Below are 14,532 nucleotides of genomic sequence, written 5' to 3'. Positions count from 1 at the left end.
CTTTACACAGCCACGGACCACGTTTTTGAGACCACAGCGCGACAATTAGCCAGATCGGGTGGTTCGCCCTCGTCAAGCCGCCCGAGCGCGCGCATCGCGAGCTGTGCGTAGTGCTCCGCCAGCTCTTCGAGGCCGAGCGGGCCGCGTGAGGAGTACCACCTGGCCACGCCGCTGCACATCTCCAGCAACGCCAACCTCGTCACGGCGGGCTGATCGGTGCGGAAAACCCCGTCACGGACCCCCTTGTCGATGGTTTCCGCCCAGAGGGACTCATATTCGTCGCGCAGCGCGACGACCGCCGCCTTGGCGTGCGGCGACAGCGACGCGACCTCGTTGTCCACCACGCGCGTCTCGTCCGGCCGCACCGCGTGCGTGATCACATGGAGCGCGACCAGTATGCCGAGCCGGTTCACCGGATCGGTGACACCGTCAGTGGCTTCGCGCGCCGCGGCGATCAGCCGTTCCAGTGACTCGCGCATGATGCCGGCGAGCAGTTCTTCCTTGGTGCCCATGTAGTGGTAGAGGCTCGCCGAGGAAAGGTTGGCCTCCTGCGCGAGATCCCGGATCCCGGTGCCGTGGAAACCCTTGTCCGCGAACAGCTTCACCGCCGCACCGCGGACACGGTCCTTGCCTATCGCCACAGTTCGTCCACCCGGTCGTACGCCCCCTTGGTCGGTTCGGCCGCCTTGCGCAGCTCACCCTTCGCGACGCGTTCGGACGGCGTCATCGGCAGCGAATCGGCGAACGCCCAGTAACGCGGCACCTTGAAGTAGGCGAGTTTGCCCGAACAGAACTCGGCCAGTTCCCCCGGCTCCGGCCGCTGCCCGTCCTCGAACACGAGATACGCCTTGATCTCCTCGCCGCGCAGCTCGTCCGGCACCGCGATCACGGCCGCGAGCTTGACCGCCGGATGCAGCAGCAGCGCCCGCTCGACCTCGTCGGCCGAGACGTTCTCACCGCTGCGCCGGATCATGTCCTTGGTGCGGCCGACGTAGTAGACCCGGCCGTCTGCGTCCATCCTGGCCAGATCGCCGGTGTGGAACCACCCACCCTGGAAGGCTTTCGCGGTGGCTTCGGCGTCATCGAAGTAGCCGTGCATCAGCCCGGTGCCGCGGATCAGCAGCTCGCCGGTTTCCCCGCGTGGCAGGGGTTTCCCGGCGTCGTCGGCGATCATGACCTCGCGGTCGCGGGTCGGCCGCCCGATGCAGCCGGTGCCGACGTGCGCGTCGTGATCGGCGTCGTCCATCCGGATGTCGCCGCCGGTCTCGGTCATCCCGAACGCCTCGTACCACGGCACACCCCAGCGCGCCTCGAGATCGGCGTGCAGCTCGTGCGGGATGGCCGAGGCGGAGACCGCGCGCACCTTGTGCTTCTTGTCCTCCGGCGATTCGGGGATGCGCAGCAGCAGCGTCGGCATCAGGCCGAGGCAGTAGAACCAGGTGACCTCGTGCTCGCGGATCTTGGCCCAGAAGGTCTTGGGGTGGAACCGGTCCAGCACCACGAGCGTCGCGCCCGCGGCGAGTCCCAGCGCGACATTCCACTGTGGATCGATGTAGTGGAACGGCTGCGCGGTGAGCAGGGTGTCGGTGTCGTTGACCGCGGGGAAGTCGTTGACCAGCCCGGCGGCCAGCGTCGTCCAGTAGCGATGCGTCAGCACACAGCCCTTGGGCGCGCCGGTGGTCCCGGACGTGTACTGGATGTTGACCGGCTGCTCGGGCACCGTGGCGAAGTGGGTGGCGGCGGTCGACGGCGCTTCGAGCTCCGACGGCGTGAGCACGCGCTCGACGCTCGTCTGCGGCGCGATCCGGTTCAGCAGGCCGACGAACTCGTCCGCCGCGATCACGAACCGCGCGCCGGAGTGCGCGAGCACGTGCGCTCCGTCGAGCTCCTGGTAGTTGGTGTTGACCGGCACCAGCGCGGCGCCGATCTTGGCCAGCGCCAGCCAGGTCAGCGGGAATTCGGGCTGGTTACGCAGCATCACGCCGACGCGGTCGCCGCGCGAGACGCCGAGTTCGAGCAGCGCGAGCGCGAGCTTGCTGCTGCGGCGGTCGATGTCGCCGAAGGTGAGCGTCTCGCCGAGCGCGTCGAACACCCAGGCGGTCTTGTCCGGCCAGATGTGCGCGGCCCTGGTGACGAGCTTGACCAGGTCGTCCACTTCGGACAGCTTCATGCCCGGCTCCGAAACGCGTCGGTGGACGCCTTGACGGCGGCCGAGTGCTCGGTGATCAGCGCGTGGCCGACCTCGATCTCCAGCGCGGACTCGATGTCGATGCTCGCGTCGAGCGCGCGCTTGGCCATGGTCGCGGCCTCGCGCGGGTGGCCCGCGATGCGCTGGGCCCACTCGATGGCCTTCTCCATGAGCTGATCGGCGGGCGCGGTCGCGTTGACCAGCCCGATCCGCTGCGCGGTCACCCCGTCGATCCGCTCGCCGAGCAGCAGCAGTTCCTTGGCCTTGAGCGGCCCGACCATCAGCGGCAGCAGCCGCGACGCCGCCCCGGTCACACTCAGCCCGAGCGAGACCTCCGGAAACGCGAAAACGGCGTCTTCGGCGGCAAGCACCATGTCGCATCCCATGGCGAACTCGGCGCCGGCGCCGATCGCGTAGCCGTGCACGGCGGCGATCACCGGCTGCGGCAGCCCGCGAAGCCGCCGCGTGACGTCCTGCAGCCGGTCGAGCCGGCGGCGCGAGTCCCCCTCCGGCACCTCCTTGAGGTCATGCCCGGCGCAGAAGGCGCGCCCGCGCCCCGCGAGCACGACCGCGCCCGCCCCGGAGCCCGCGACCGTGTCCAGCGCGGTCAGGAAGTCGTCGACGAGGCCGGAGACGACGGCGTTCAGCCGCTCCGGGCGGTTCAGCCAGATCGTGGCGACACCGTCGTCGACGGTCAGCTCAACAGTGCTCATACTCCCGGAGCCTAGACGACCGATCGATCGATCGATAGGGTCCGAAGGTATGCGGGTTGACGCGATCTACGAGAACGCCCAGGTCATCGGTGCGCTGGCGGTCCTGAACGGCCGCATCGTCGCACTCGGCGAAGACGCTGTCGCTTTGTCGACATCCCGGCGGATCGATCTCGGTGGCGCGCACGTGGCCCCCGGTTTCCACGACGCCCACAACCACATGGCGTGGTTCGGCATGAGCCTCACGGACGTCCCGCTGGCGGGCCTGAACTCGGTCGACGAGGTGTACGACGCCATCGCCGCCCGCGCGGCGACCCAGCCGCCGGGCACCTGGATCGTCGCCAGCGGCTACGACCAGAACAAGCTCGTCGGCGGCCACCCCGCCCGCCAAGGCCTCGACCGCGCGGCGCCGGAGCATTTGGTCCGCGTCAAGCACACTTCCGGCCACATGACGGTCGTGAACTCCCGCGTCCTGTCCCAGTTGGACTTGGATCACGTCCCCGTCGGCGGCGACGTGGTCCAAGTGGACGGTTCCCCGACCGGCCTCCTGCGCGAGCAGGCCCAGCTCCTGCTCAACCCCCTGATCTACCCGACCCCGGTCGAGGACGTCGTCCGCGGCCTCGATCACGCGTCGCGCCAGTACCTGTCCGAAGGCATCACGAGCGTGCAGGAAGCGGGCATCGGCGGCGGCCTGGTCGGCCAAACCCCGATCGAACTCGCCGCCTATCAGCAGGCCCGCGAAGCAGGCGTCCTGCGCGTCCGCGCCTCGGTCATGGTCGCCGCCAGCGTGCTGCACCCACTCGAGCATTCACCGGCGGACGACATCGAATTCGGCCTCGATTTGGGCCTGCGCACGGGTTTCGGCGACGACTGGCTCCGCGTCGGCGCGATGAAACTCTTCGCCGACGGCTCCCTGATCGGCCGCACGTGTGCCATGCACGAGCCCTTCGAGGGCGAGCCGGACAACATCGGCTACTTCCAGGTCCCCGAGGAAGACCTCGCGACCACGATCATGCGCGCCCACGCCGCAGGCTGGCAGATAGCCACCCACGCCATCGGCGACCGCGCGATCTCGGTCGTCTTGGACGCGTACGCAGCGGCTTTGGCCCGCTTCCCCCGCCTCGATCACCGCCACCGCATCGAGCATTGCGCGGTCCTCCCACCCGCCGAACTGAAGCGCCTGGCCTCGCTCGGCCTGATCCCGTCACCCCAAGGCCGGTTCGTCAACGAGATCGGCGACGGCATGCGGGCGGCGGTCGGGTCTTCGCGTGAGGCCTGGTTGTATCGCTTGCGGAGCGTTCTCGACGCGGGTTGTGTGCTGCCTGCCAGCTCTGATCGGCCGGTCGTTTCGGGCGCGCCGTTGCTGGGCTTGGCCGATATGGTCCGCCGGCGTACGGCTTCGGGCGTTTTGCTCGGGCCTGACGAGCGGCTGACGCCTTCGCAAGCTTTGCGCGCCTACACCTACGGGTCCGCTTACTCGGCGTTCCGAGAACAGGATCTCGGGACTTTGGAGGTCGGCAAGCTCGCCGACTTCGTCGCGCTGTCGGCTGATCCGCTGGATGAGGACGCTTTGGACGACATCCGCGTGCTGGGCACCGTCGTGGGTGGGGACTTGGCGTTTGAGGCGTAGGGGCTCGTGAGCGTTGCGGGCGGTTCTAACCGCCCGCAACGCTCACGACCTCAAGCGAGTTCGCGCCGGAGTTCGTCCAGCAGAGCGGCTACCTCGTTGACACCGGCGGGCGCCAGGTTGAGCTGCTCATCCCCATAGTGCGGGCGGATGAGCAGCGTCCAGCGTCCCTCTTCGGTGTCGTAGACCCGCAGCGGGCTCTGGTTGCGATGCCGCCGGCCACCGGGCGTGCGGGTTTCCGCGTTGAACTCGGCGAGCACGTGCGGAGTCAGCTCGGCGAACCGCTGCGCGCGGCGTACCGATTGGCTGCCGTTGCCGGTCTTCTCCGCCTCGAGCATCTCGCTGCGGAGCACGCTGATCGGATGGCCGCTCGCCTTGGCGGTGGCTTCGGGAAGCACCTCGGCGAGGATGAGGCTGAGCCGATCCGGGTGGAACGTGCGCACCCAGACGTCATGGCCCTCGCGCACCGCGATGAGGCCGAACCACGACGTGCCCGCCACCAGCACGCTCAGTTTGGTGCCGTTGACGGTGTCGCTGATCCAGCCGTACCGCGCCTCCGGCGGGCGGCTGAGCAGCTCGCAGATCGCCTTGAAGTCCGGCTCATCGCGTTCGTCAGGGTCATCGGGGTAGCGCATCAGCGCTTCCTCGACGGCCCTGTCCGCTTGGGCCTTCACATCGGGCGGAAGCCAGACGGCCTGCGGCGCCAGCACGATGTGCAGGTCGCCGCCGGTCGTCTTCGTCACGATGGCCGCAAGCTCTTCGACCCGAAACTGTTCGGGCTTCTCAAACCACATCTACTCGCCGATCACCGGGGTGACGGGAGACATGCCGGTCCTCGGGTCGACGTACTTCTCGCCGTCCTCATCGGTCAGCTGGAAGGCGGCGTCGTCCTCGAGCACGTACTTCCGCTGGTGCTCCTCGTCCTCTTCGCCTCCGCCACGGCCACCGTGACCCATACCGCCCATACCCTGACCGGCGCCGCGTCCACCGGCACCGCGCGCACCAGCGCCACCGCGGGCACCGGGCTCACCCGGTCCCATCGCGCCCGCGCCGCTGCCGCGGCCACCACCGAGCCGGTCGCTCGCCCCGGTCGCGCCTGCGCCGGAAGAGCCACCGCCGGTCAGCCTGCCGCCAGCGCTGCCGGAGCCGCTGTTGGACCCACCACCGGTGCCGATGCTGCGACCGGACCCGGTTCCGGTGTCGAGGTTCCGGTTGCCACCGGTGTTCCAGCCGCCACCGCCGATGGTGTCGTCGCCAGGCGTCTTGCCGGTCTTGCCCGGAATCCTGTCGTCCGGCCACTGAGGCGGCGGCTTCACCTTGGACTTGTCGTCCTCGGGCGTGGTCCGCTCGTCACGCGTGGGCGGCCTGCCGGTGTCCGTCGGCGGAGGCTTGATGTCGCCGGGCTTGCGGCCGTCGTCCTTGCCGGGGTCGACACTGCCCTTGCCGGGATCGATCGTGCCGGGCTTGCCCCGCTTGTTCTTGTCGCCGTCGCCATCCCCGCCGGGATAGGGGCCAGGGCCAGGCCAGTGCGGCTCGATGATCGGCGGGATCTTGGGTTCGTTCCGCTCGATGGTGAACGTGTTCTTCGGCAGATCACCGTATTCGGTCGGCATCATCGAGCCGTTGTAGTTGGACGCGCTGGTCCAGCCGTCCATCGCCGTGACGTTCTTCTGCGATGCCTCTTGCGACTCGCGGACACCCTTTTCGTAGTCGGACTGCGCGCCGCCGAGCGTGATGACCTTCTTGAACGTCGACGGCTCTTCGGGCGTCTTGGGCACGGGAACGACCGTGGTCTGGGCGTTCGAGAAGCTCTCCGTCTGGTCCATCAGCAGATTGCGCGCGGTGGCCATTTCCTGGGCCGCGCGGCCGTGCTCCACAGCGAGGGGACCCGCGCCACGCTGGGCCGCACCCGATGAGTCGCCGGTCCAGCCTTCCTCCATTGAGGCGGCGAGGTCCGTGATCTGCTGTTCCCGAAGGGTGTACAGCGCTTCGACTTTTCCTAGCTCAACGCTGCCCTGCACAAGGCCTCGAGGGCCTTGTGCCTTGCTGGTGAAGTTCTCGTAGATCGCCTGGCCGTCCATGCAGACGTTGCCGCCGAAGATATCCCAGAATGACAATTCACTGCCCCCCTTGGATTGTGGCTATGACGTCTTTGGCCACGTTCATCGCTCGTTTGCAGCCGTCTGATCCAGGCGGACCCTGGAGGATCACGCTGAGGTACAGGTTATCCGAGATCCCGACGGCGACGGTGCAGTCGCCGTCAGGGCGAAGGTCATTGCTGTCGTACTGTATCGCTGGGTATCCTGAAACATTGGTTTCATCGAAGTAGCCGTCCCTGTACGTGCCATCTTTCTTATTGGCATAAAGGAGGCTGAGGCCTTTTTCGGGCTTTGGGAAGTTTACGCCTGCTGATACGCCTCCATCGGCGCCGAAATTCCAGGCGCATCCGACACCGTGGTCGCTGTCGAGGCGTCGGGGATTCGATGAAACGTTGAAGGACTGCAGTTGCGCCTGCGTAAGGGTCAGGCACGGATCGGCGTAGAATTTAGCCGCGTTCAGAGGTGTCTTGACCGGCGGAGCGCCGGACAAATCGGTTCCGTTGCTCGTGGACGGCTGGTTTGGCGATGCCGCCGAGGACCCGGGCTGATTCGGGGTGGGGCTGGCGGTCCCTGGTTCCTTTGCCGAGCACCCAGTCAACATCGCCAGTGCTGTCAGCGCGGCAGCCGTTTGAATGAACCCTTTGCGTGTGAACACCGTTATCCCTTACGCATCCATGGAGCCGACGCCGCGATCCATTCGCGAATTTTCGTCCTGCTCGACATACTTCCCACTGGCTTTTTTGAGGCTGATGATGTATGCCTGCGCGTAATCCTGCATCTTCGCGTTGTGGATCATCGCGGCGCCGATGGACTTCTTGGTCGCTTCCGCCTGTTCCGCCGCAGGCTGATCTGGAGACGGAGGCCTGATGGAGTCTCGTGCGACTGAGAGCTTGTTATTGTCGTCGCCGAGGTCGTCACGGAGTTTCTCCCACTCGGTGATCTTCTTGGCGATGACTTCGTCGTCGAACTTGTAGCCGCCAGGGCCGGAACCGCCGCCTTTGCCGGGCTTGGGCTCTTCGTGCTCCCAGGGATTGAGGTGCGCCCACGGGTTGGTGCGCTCCTCTTCCTCTTCGCGGGCACGGCGACGCTCTGCCTCGATCTCGGTTTCGGCCTTGTCGTGGCGCTCGTCTTTTCCGGGCTTTGGGTGCGGATTCGGGGCGTCACGTGGCGCGGCCGGAGCGCCACCGGTGGTGCTGGACGCGGCCTTGATGGCCTGTGGTTCGTCGAGTTCTCTGAGGATGTTGCTCAGGTAGCTGTCGCCCGCGGTAGCCATGCGTTTTATCCCCTCACCCCATGTGACTGCCCGCGCGTGAGATTACCGCATGGGTTTTCCCCGATGGGGCGAAATGGCTTCATCGGTCGTCTCGGGCAGCCGTCGGCGTCGCTCACGAGAGTGAGACGCGCGGGGCAGGCGAACGGATCCACTGAGTTCGGAGCCGGAGAGGCTCATGGACTAGGTCACTGTGGACGCTGAGCGACCTCGCTCTCAGTCCGGTGAAGTCGGACCGGCCGCTGGATACAGTGGCCGGACAGCTGTGAACGGCCGAGCAGGAGGACCCCTGATGCCCGTGCGTGACGCCGAGGTCGGTGACCTCGAAGAGATCTGTGCCCTCATCGAGGAGCACGCCGTCTACGAGGGCAAGGACGACCTGCGCCTCGATCGCGCCGAGATGACGAAGTACCTGTTCGGGCCCGACCCCAAGGCGTGGGTGCTGATCGCCGAGGCGCCGGATGCTCCTGGGCGGGTCGCGGGGTTCGCGTTCTGCAACTGGAACTTCTCCACCTGGATGGCTCAGCCGGGGATCTGGCTCGATGACCTCTTCATCCGGCCGGAGCACCGGCGGCACGGGCTGGGGCGTGAGCTGCTGATGGCGCTGCGGACGCGGACCACCGGGCGGATCTCGTGGGACATGCAGAAGGGGAACGAGAAGGCCGCCGAGTTCTACAAGCGGCTCGGGGCGCACCCGGTCCATGAATGGACGCGGTACGCGTGGGAGGCGTGACCGTAAAGTAGGGACCATGAGTGTGAGCCGGCGGTCGTCGTCCATCGAGGACTACGTGCGGGTGATCTATGGACTGGCCGAGCGCGGTGAAGACGTCACCAACACCACGCTGGCGGGCAGGCTCGAGGTCAGCCCGTCGTCCGCCTCCGGCATGGTCACCAAGCTTTCGCAGCTGGGGCTGGTCGCGCACGTCCCGTACCGGGGCATCGAGCTCACCGGCGAGGGGCGCCAGCTCGCGCGGTCGGTGCTGCGCAGGCACCGGCTGATCGAGACCTACCTCGTCTCCGAGCTGGGCTACACCTGGGACGAGGTGCACGCCGAGGCCGACGCGCTGGAGCACGCCGTCTCGGACCGGCTGGTCAAGCGGATCGCGGCCAAGCTCGGCAACCCCGTGCGCGACCCGCACGGGGACCCGATCCCGGATGAGGACGGGAGCGTCGAGGAGCTGCCGATGCGCATCCTCGACGATCTGCCGCCGGGCGCGGTCGGGGAGATCGTGCGGGTCTGGGACACCGATCCCGAGCTGCTGCGCTATCTGACCGAGCACGCGATCGGGCTCGGTGAGCGGATCGAGGTCGTCGAGCGGCAGCCGTTCGGGGGACCGATGGTGGTCAAGGTCGGGTCGCCGCCGGACGCGGCCACGCACGCCATCGGCAAGGAGATCGCGCAGGCACTCAGCGTGGCGTTGCGCTAGCGGGCGTACGCGCGAGTGTCGTAGCCGGGCGGATGTGGTTACGCGCTGTGCTGACCACCATGGGGGCATGAAACCTTTCCGCTTCGGGATCGTCGCCGGCATGGCACGAGACCTCCCCACCTGGACCGAGCTCGCGAGGCAGGCCGAAGACCTCGGATTCGACACCTTCCTGGCGACCGATCCGGTCGTCGACGCCGATCCGCTGACGTTGCTCTCGGCCGCCGCCGCGGTCACCAGCACGCTGAAGCTCGGCACCTTCGTGCTCGCCGATCCGTACCGCGACCGGCGGCAGCTGGCCTGGCAGGTCAAGAGCCTGCACGACATCACCGGCGGCCGGTTCGAGCTCGGGCTGGGTGTCGGGCACCCCGGCGCCGGTGAGCGTTCCGTCGCGCTCGGCGGGGAATTCCCTTCTCCCGCAAAGAGGCTGGCGCGGCTGAGCGAGACGATCGGCTACCTCAAGGAGCACGCGCCCGGGCCTCGGCTGTTGCTCGCGGGCAGCCGTCCGAAGATGCTCGCGCTCGCCGCGCGTGAGGCCGACACGCTCAGTTTCGCGTGGCGTCCGCAGACCATCGAGGCCGAGGCGAAGTCTATTGTGGACGGTTTCGAACCCGGCCGTGACGTGGAGCTGGCGATGAATCTCACCGCCGTCGCTGGGAAACCCGCGCCGTGGCTGAAGCAGTACGGTATCGATGTTCAAGAGCTCGCCGAGTCCGGCGCCGTCTCGGTGCTGCCGGAAGACCCCGATCATGCCGCGGACACGCTTCGCCGCTGGCGTGCCCAGTGGGGGATTTCCTACATCACCATCAATTCCGGCTACCTGCAACAGTTCGCGCCCATTGTGGAGCGGCTGGTAGGGGACTGATCACGGGTCGCAAGACCCTGGCGATCAAGCGAAGACACGCCTACGCTGCATGGCCCAGCTTGTTCTTTTGGGAGCGAACATGACCGGTCAGCGAACGCGCACCATCGACCGGGGGGCCACCGGACAGGACGTCGAGCGACTGCTCGAATCCGGTCCATTCGAAGCGGCGCTGCGCGCCGCGATCCGCGCCAGGGGGCTCGGGCTGGACCGCATCAGGTACCGGCTGCGGGGGCGCGGCGTGTCCATCAGTCTCGCCACGCTCAGTCACTGGCAGTCGGGCCGGTGCCGTCCGGAGCGGGCGGAATCACTGCTCGTGCTCGATCATCTGGAAGAGGTTTTGGAGGTTCCGCCAGGGTCGCTCACCCATCTCCTGTCGCTCCCGCGCACCAAGGCAGGATAGGTCTCGATCAAGCCTACGAAGGGGAGCGTGCGGTGCGGGCAGTTGTCTTCGAAGAGTTCGGCGTGCTGCCCACGGTGCGAGAGGTGCCCGAGCCGGTCGCCGCGCCGGGCGGGGTGGTCATCGAGGTCGAGGCGACCGGGGTGTGCCGCAGCGACTGGCACTCCTGGCTCGGTCATGACGCCGCCGTCGTGCTCCCGCACGTCGCGGGCCACGAGCTGGCTGGCCGGATCGCCGAACTCGGCGAAGGCGTGCGCGGCTGGCGGGTCGGTGACTGGGTGACCGTGCCGTTCGTGTGCGCGTGCGGGTCGTGCGCGCAGTGCGCGAGCGGCAACCAGCAGATCTGCGACCGGGAGTTCCAGCCGGGCGCCACGCACTGGGGTTCGTTCGCCGAGCGCGTCGCGATCGACTTCGCCGAGGTCAACCTGGTCGCGCTGCCCGAGTCGCTCAGCTCGGCCGAGGCGGCCGCGCTCGGCTGCCGGTTCGGCACCGCGTTCCGCGCGGTGCTGCGGCACGGCGCGCTGCAGGCCGGGCAGTGGGTGGCGGTCTACGGCTGCGGCGGCGCCGGGATCTCGGCGGTGATGCTCGCGGTCGCCGCGGGTGCGCGAGTGGTCGCCGTCGACCTGTCCGCCGAGGCGCGTGCGCTCGCGATGAGCCTGGGCGCGGTCGCGGCCGTCGACGCGGGTGAGTTCGACGGGCCGGAGGCGGTCGCCGAGACCGTCCGCACGATCACCGGCGGCGGCGCGCATGTCTCGCTCGACTGCGTCGGCACGCCGTCGACCTGCGCGGCGAGCGTGGGCAGCCTGCGCAAACGCGGCAAGCACGTGCAGGTCGGATTGATGCCGCCTGCGCAGGGGGTCGCGCCGATCCCGATGCACCGGGTGATCGGCGGTGAATTGCAGATCATCGGCACGCACGGGCTGCAGGCGCACGAATATCCGGAGATGCTGCGCGTGGTCGCCGATTCCGGAATCGATCTCGCGCGGATGATCGGTAAACGGATTGGACTCGAGGACGTGCCCGCCGCGCTGGCCGCGATGAATGATCCAATTCCCCCGCACGCTGGCGTCACGGTGGTGGAATTTTCCACTAACGGGCGGTAAGCAAATATTTCCAACAGATAAGAAACTGTGTTTTCCGTGCGGGAAATGCTAATGTCCGGCGCGTGGTGACAAAGAATTCAGCGCATGATCGGCGGAACCGAATTCTTCTCACGATTCGCCAGGCGGGCGTCACTTTCCGTGGTCACCGGGTCCTTCAGAGTCCCCGTGACCCGGCCGAGGTCAAGTCCAAGGTGGAAACCCGCTAGCTCGGCCGGATCGCGGGTCGGCTAACGCTTGTGCACGCGCCGGTCGTAGGAGACCGCGTAGATCGTGCTGCGTGCCGCGAGCACCGGGTCGTCGGAGGCTTCGATGCCCGGCGTGAGCAGTGTCGGATCGAAGACCTGGTTGTGCCAGTACTCCTGATCGGCCGCCTCGCCGGTGATCGACAGGTGTCCCGCGACGATTTCGGTCCGCTCCGCGGGCCAAACCTGCGTGGAGTCGTCGGTGTTGTCGCCCTCTTCGCCGAGTTGCACGATCAGCCTGAACCCGACGGGGCCGGACTTGAGGCGCTCGGCCAGTTCTTCGGCGAGGTGCTCGGCCGACCAGCCCGAGGTGTCTTCGGCGTTCGCGGGGTCGAGGTCCGGCTCCCAGCGGTACTTGACCGGGCGGGCGGCGCCGTCGGCGTCGCGCCAGAAGAACGCGTGAATGGCCCAGTAGGTCGTGGCCGCGTAGCTGACCGGGATGCCGACGACCGCGGCGGCCGCGAGGCCGGGGCCTGCCTCAGGGTGGGCGCCCACATGCGCCTTGATGTTGTCCAAATTCGGCGCGCCGGTCGCGGGATCCGGCTCGGCGGCGTGCAGCAGTTCGAGGAAGGACTCCGGGGTGGACGCGACGAACCTGTCGAGGTTCACCATGATCAGGTCGGTGTTCGTGCCGTCCGGCAGGTGGAACTTCGTGGCGAACCCGCGCACGGCCCGGTCACCGTCGGGCACGTGCGGGTTGGTGTCGGTGTGCGAGAACCGCACGGTCGCGCTGACCGGCTCGCCGCGCAGGTGGGCCGCAGTGGTGAGCGGCCCCGCGTCGCCGGTCGGGGTGAACGTGGCGTCGTAGCAAACCCCGCGCGCGTGGGCGCGACGGTAGCCCGCGTGGGTGCCTTTGAGGTGCTCGATGTTGTCCACAATGGTGACTGAAAGCTGTGATTTCGCCAGTTCGGAGGCCATGGGCGCAAACTAGCAGACTTCTTTCAGGTCGTGACAAAAGTTCACCGGCTGATCACCATCGCCCCCTCGACTCCGTCAGGTATCGGCACGCTGCGGGTGACCTGCCAGGTGCCGGCTTCCCGGTGGATGGTGCCCACGCTGATCTTGACGAGCGCGCTCCCGAAGTGATCGAGGACGAGACTGCTGCCGTCAGCAGGGTTCTTGCCCGGCTCCGGCAGATACTTCGTCCCGTCGAAGGTGCCGTCGACGGCTTGCAGCTCGTTGAGGCGGTCGAGGTTCGTGTCGATCACACCGCCCGCCGCGACGATGCCGACTACGCCCGACCCCGTTATGACCAAGTCACCGACGGCGGCTTGGCCGTCGATCATCAGCTTGTTGTCGCTCTTGACCACCTTGACGTCACGCGCGACGACGTCAGTGACACCCGAGGCGAGTTCGAACGTGCCGCGCCCGCGGAGCAGCGCCGCGGTGTTCCACCTACCGGCGCCTTGCCGCAGCACCACGGAGAACGCGCCGTCCACCATCGGCGTGGCGGGGCCGTCGTCGATGGAAGACACGATCCTGGCGTCGCTGACGCCTGCAGCGGTCAGCGCGAAGGCGAAGCTGGAGTCGAACTGTTCGCCGTCCAACGGCTTCGTGGTCACGAAGCCGACCACCGGAACCGAGTCCAGCGGCTTGTCGAGCACCTGCCGTGCGCGAATCGTCACCTTCGCGCCGTACGACGGAAGTGCGTCTTCCAGCGGCGTGGTGGCGAAAGCGACCACTGTGCGGCCGTTCTCGTCGGTGCCTCGCAGCACGACGACGACCGTCATCAGCCCCCCGTGGCTGCCGCCGGCCGACCCGGCGAAAAGCACTGCCGGGTTCGCCGCGCGATCATTGGGGAACGCCCGGCTCCACGCTTCGAGCGAGCTGTCGATCAACCTGGTGTCGCCGGTGAACTGCCCGCGTTGAGGCCATGACGACGACTCGGACAGCACATTCGAGGCGGGCGTGGATACGTCCGGCGCTGCGCTTGTCCGCATGATCGCGGTCACTCCACCCCCGGCGAGCACGACGGCCGCGACCGCTGAGACGGCCAGGCGCTGGCGTCGGCGATCGCGGGCGCGGAGCACGCCGCGGACCGCGCGCGCGGCCTGATCTTCGCCCGGTCCCGGCACGGTGGCGGCGGCGAGCCGGGCGCGTACCTCAGTGGAAAAGTCGGTCATTGTGTCACCTCGGTGTGCAGTTCGCGGAGCTTGGCGAGACCTCGGCTGGCCGATGACTTCACGGTGCCGACGCTGCAGCCGAGCAGCGCGGCGGTGTCCGCTTCGGACAGGTCGAGGTAGAAGCGGGCGGTGATCACGGCCCGTTCGCGCCTGGGCAGGGTGAGCAGCAACGCGAGCATCTCGTCGCGCGACACCACGTCCGGCGCCATGTCCGGTTGGACGAGGCGCCGGTTGTCGGTGAGGAACTCCTTGAGCTTGCGCCGCTTGCCGGTGAGGAAGAGGTTGAAGACGGCTTTGCGTGCGTACGCGCGCTCGTGGTCGATGTCGAGGCGGCGCAGGTGACGGACCAGTTTCAGCAGCGCGTCGTGCACCAGGTCCTCGGCGTCGGCGCGATCGCCGCACAGGATCATCGCGTAGCGGAACAGCTCGGCGTAGTGCCTGAGCACGAACGCCTCGAACCGTTCATCGACCTTCCGCACAGCTG

Annotated in this window: 16 protein-coding genes; 6 read left to right on the top strand and 10 right to left on the bottom strand. The window is 67.9% G+C overall.

Going from position 1 to position 14,532, the window contains the following annotated elements:
- Positions 1 to 2 precede the first annotated feature (2 nt).
- Genes BLV57_RS07780 through BLV57_RS07770 form a run of 3 tightly spaced genes read right to left on the bottom strand, consistent with a single transcriptional unit; the run spans position 3 to position 2,901 of the window.
- Positions 3 to 641 (bottom strand): TetR/AcrR family transcriptional regulator, encoded by a 639-nt coding sequence (locus BLV57_RS07780; protein ID WP_091287975.1) that lies wholly within the window; start codon positions 639 to 641, stop codon positions 3 to 5.
- Positions 632 to 2,170 carry an ATP-dependent acyl-CoA ligase gene (locus BLV57_RS07775; protein WP_091287974.1) on the bottom strand — a complete coding sequence of 513 codons (1,539 nt, stop codon included), beginning with the start codon at positions 2,168 to 2,170 and terminating at the stop codon, positions 632 to 634. Before BLV57_RS07775 ends, BLV57_RS07780 begins: the two co-directional genes overlap by 10 nt.
- Positions 2,167 to 2,901, bottom strand: coding sequence for an enoyl-CoA hydratase/isomerase family protein (locus tag BLV57_RS07770; RefSeq protein ID WP_091287973.1), 735 nt, complete (start codon positions 2,899 to 2,901; stop codon positions 2,167 to 2,169). Before BLV57_RS07770 ends, BLV57_RS07775 begins: the two co-directional genes overlap by 4 nt.
- 49 nt (positions 2,902 to 2,950) lie before the next feature.
- On the opposite strand from BLV57_RS07770, the gene BLV57_RS07765 reads away from it, so the two are divergent.
- On the top strand, positions 2,951 to 4,528 hold the full coding sequence (locus tag BLV57_RS07765) for an amidohydrolase (protein WP_091287972.1): 1,578 nt from the start codon (positions 2,951 to 2,953) through the stop codon (positions 4,526 to 4,528).
- A gap of 50 nt (positions 4,529 to 4,578) precedes the next feature.
- Here the strand turns inward: BLV57_RS07765 and BLV57_RS07760 are convergent, their stop codons facing one another.
- Genes BLV57_RS07760 through BLV57_RS07745 form a run of 4 tightly spaced genes read right to left on the bottom strand, consistent with a single transcriptional unit; the run spans position 4,579 to position 7,897 of the window.
- On the bottom strand, positions 4,579 to 5,319 hold the full coding sequence (locus BLV57_RS07760; RefSeq protein WP_091287971.1) for an ESX secretion-associated protein EspG: 741 nt from the start codon (positions 5,317 to 5,319) through the stop codon (positions 4,579 to 4,581).
- Complete coding sequence (locus tag BLV57_RS07755; protein WP_091287970.1) at positions 5,320 to 6,642, bottom strand: hypothetical protein; 1,323 nt, start codon at positions 6,640 to 6,642, stop codon at positions 5,320 to 5,322.
- Position 6,643: 1 nt separating this feature from the next.
- Entirely contained in the window at positions 6,644 to 7,279 is a 636-nt protein-coding gene (locus tag BLV57_RS07750) for a DUF3558 domain-containing protein (RefSeq protein ID WP_091287969.1), read from the bottom strand.
- A 9-nt stretch (positions 7,280 to 7,288) separates the two neighbouring features.
- The gene (locus BLV57_RS07745; RefSeq protein WP_091287968.1) at positions 7,289 to 7,897 is read right to left on the bottom strand and encodes a hypothetical protein; all 609 of its coding nucleotides are present in this window, start codon (positions 7,895 to 7,897) and stop codon (positions 7,289 to 7,291) included.
- Positions 7,898 to 8,186: 289 nt separating this feature from the next.
- Here BLV57_RS07745 and BLV57_RS07740 point away from each other — a divergent pair, with 289 nt between their 5' ends.
- The 5 genes from BLV57_RS07740 to BLV57_RS07720 all read left to right on the top strand — a co-directional run bounded on the left by BLV57_RS07740 (position 8,187) and on the right by BLV57_RS07720 (position 11,683).
- On the top strand, positions 8,187 to 8,627 hold the full coding sequence (locus BLV57_RS07740; RefSeq protein ID WP_091287967.1) for a GNAT family N-acetyltransferase: 441 nt from the start codon (positions 8,187 to 8,189) through the stop codon (positions 8,625 to 8,627).
- A gap of 16 nt (positions 8,628 to 8,643) precedes the next feature.
- On the top strand, positions 8,644 to 9,321 hold the full coding sequence (locus BLV57_RS07735; RefSeq protein WP_091287966.1) for a metal-dependent transcriptional regulator: 678 nt from the start codon (positions 8,644 to 8,646) through the stop codon (positions 9,319 to 9,321).
- A gap of 67 nt (positions 9,322 to 9,388) precedes the next feature.
- Positions 9,389 to 10,183: an LLM class flavin-dependent oxidoreductase gene (locus BLV57_RS07730; protein ID WP_091287965.1), complete on the top strand. Its 795-nt coding sequence runs from the start codon at positions 9,389 to 9,391 to the stop codon at positions 10,181 to 10,183.
- A 79-nt stretch (positions 10,184 to 10,262) separates the two neighbouring features.
- Positions 10,263 to 10,583, top strand: coding sequence for a transcriptional regulator (locus BLV57_RS07725; RefSeq protein WP_091287964.1), 321 nt, complete (start codon positions 10,263 to 10,265; stop codon positions 10,581 to 10,583).
- A 32-nt stretch (positions 10,584 to 10,615) separates the two neighbouring features.
- A complete protein-coding gene (locus BLV57_RS07720) occupies positions 10,616 to 11,683 on the top strand; it encodes a zinc-binding dehydrogenase (protein WP_091287963.1) in 1,068 nt (355 codons plus the stop codon).
- Between the two features lie 227 nt (positions 11,684 to 11,910).
- On the opposite strand, the gene BLV57_RS07715 is transcribed toward BLV57_RS07720, so the two are convergent.
- The 3 genes from BLV57_RS07715 to BLV57_RS07705 are packed head-to-tail and all read right to left on the bottom strand — an operon-like array spanning position 11,911 to position 14,527.
- Positions 11,911 to 12,843, bottom strand: coding sequence for a catalase family peroxidase (locus BLV57_RS07715; RefSeq protein WP_091287962.1), 933 nt, complete (start codon positions 12,841 to 12,843; stop codon positions 11,911 to 11,913).
- Positions 12,844 to 12,884: 41 nt separating this feature from the next.
- Positions 12,885 to 14,048 carry a hypothetical protein gene (locus BLV57_RS07710; protein ID WP_091287961.1) on the bottom strand — a complete coding sequence of 388 codons (1,164 nt, stop codon included), beginning with the start codon at positions 14,046 to 14,048 and terminating at the stop codon, positions 12,885 to 12,887.
- Positions 14,045 to 14,527 carry a SigE family RNA polymerase sigma factor gene (locus BLV57_RS07705; RefSeq protein ID WP_176968539.1) on the bottom strand — a complete coding sequence of 161 codons (483 nt, stop codon included), beginning with the start codon at positions 14,525 to 14,527 and terminating at the stop codon, positions 14,045 to 14,047. The genes BLV57_RS07710 and BLV57_RS07705 overlap by 4 nt, the downstream gene beginning before the upstream one ends.
- Positions 14,528 to 14,532: the final 5 nt, after the last annotated feature.

This window comes from Amycolatopsis xylanica, from assembly GCF_900107045.1.
In the GTDB taxonomy this organism is placed as follows: Bacteria; Actinomycetota; Actinomycetes; order Mycobacteriales; family Pseudonocardiaceae; genus Amycolatopsis; species Amycolatopsis xylanica.
The sequence above is the reverse complement of the archived record's forward strand: the minus strand, read 5'-3'. Positions and strand labels throughout refer to the sequence as shown.

Excerpts from the sequence above, each read along its gene's own strand:
- BLV57_RS07775 (WP_091287974.1), bottom strand. The coding sequence starts at position 2,170 with ATGAAGCTGTCCGAAGTGGACGACCTGGTCAAGCTCGTCACCAGGGCC.
- BLV57_RS07770 (WP_091287973.1), bottom strand. The coding sequence starts at position 2,901 with ATGAGCACTGTTGAGCTGACCGTCGACGACGGTGTCGCCACGATCTGG.
- BLV57_RS07765 (WP_091287972.1), top strand. The coding sequence starts at position 2,951 with ATGCGGGTTGACGCGATCTACGAGAACGCCCAGGTCATCGGTGCGCTG.
- BLV57_RS07760 (WP_091287971.1), bottom strand. The coding sequence starts at position 5,319 with ATGTGGTTTGAGAAGCCCGAACAGTTTCGGGTCGAAGAGCTTGCGGCC.
- BLV57_RS07745 (WP_091287968.1), bottom strand. The coding sequence starts at position 7,897 with ATGGCTACCGCGGGCGACAGCTACCTGAGCAACATCCTCAGAGAACTC.
- BLV57_RS07740 (WP_091287967.1), top strand. The coding sequence starts at position 8,187 with ATGCCCGTGCGTGACGCCGAGGTCGGTGACCTCGAAGAGATCTGTGCC.
- BLV57_RS07735 (WP_091287966.1), top strand. The coding sequence starts at position 8,644 with ATGAGTGTGAGCCGGCGGTCGTCGTCCATCGAGGACTACGTGCGGGTG.
- BLV57_RS07730 (WP_091287965.1), top strand. The coding sequence starts at position 9,389 with ATGAAACCTTTCCGCTTCGGGATCGTCGCCGGCATGGCACGAGACCTC.
- BLV57_RS07725 (WP_091287964.1), top strand. The coding sequence starts at position 10,263 with ATGACCGGTCAGCGAACGCGCACCATCGACCGGGGGGCCACCGGACAG.
- BLV57_RS07715 (WP_091287962.1), bottom strand. The coding sequence starts at position 12,843 with ATGGCCTCCGAACTGGCGAAATCACAGCTTTCAGTCACCATTGTGGAC.
- BLV57_RS07710 (WP_091287961.1), bottom strand. The coding sequence starts at position 14,048 with ATGACCGACTTTTCCACTGAGGTACGCGCCCGGCTCGCCGCCGCCACC.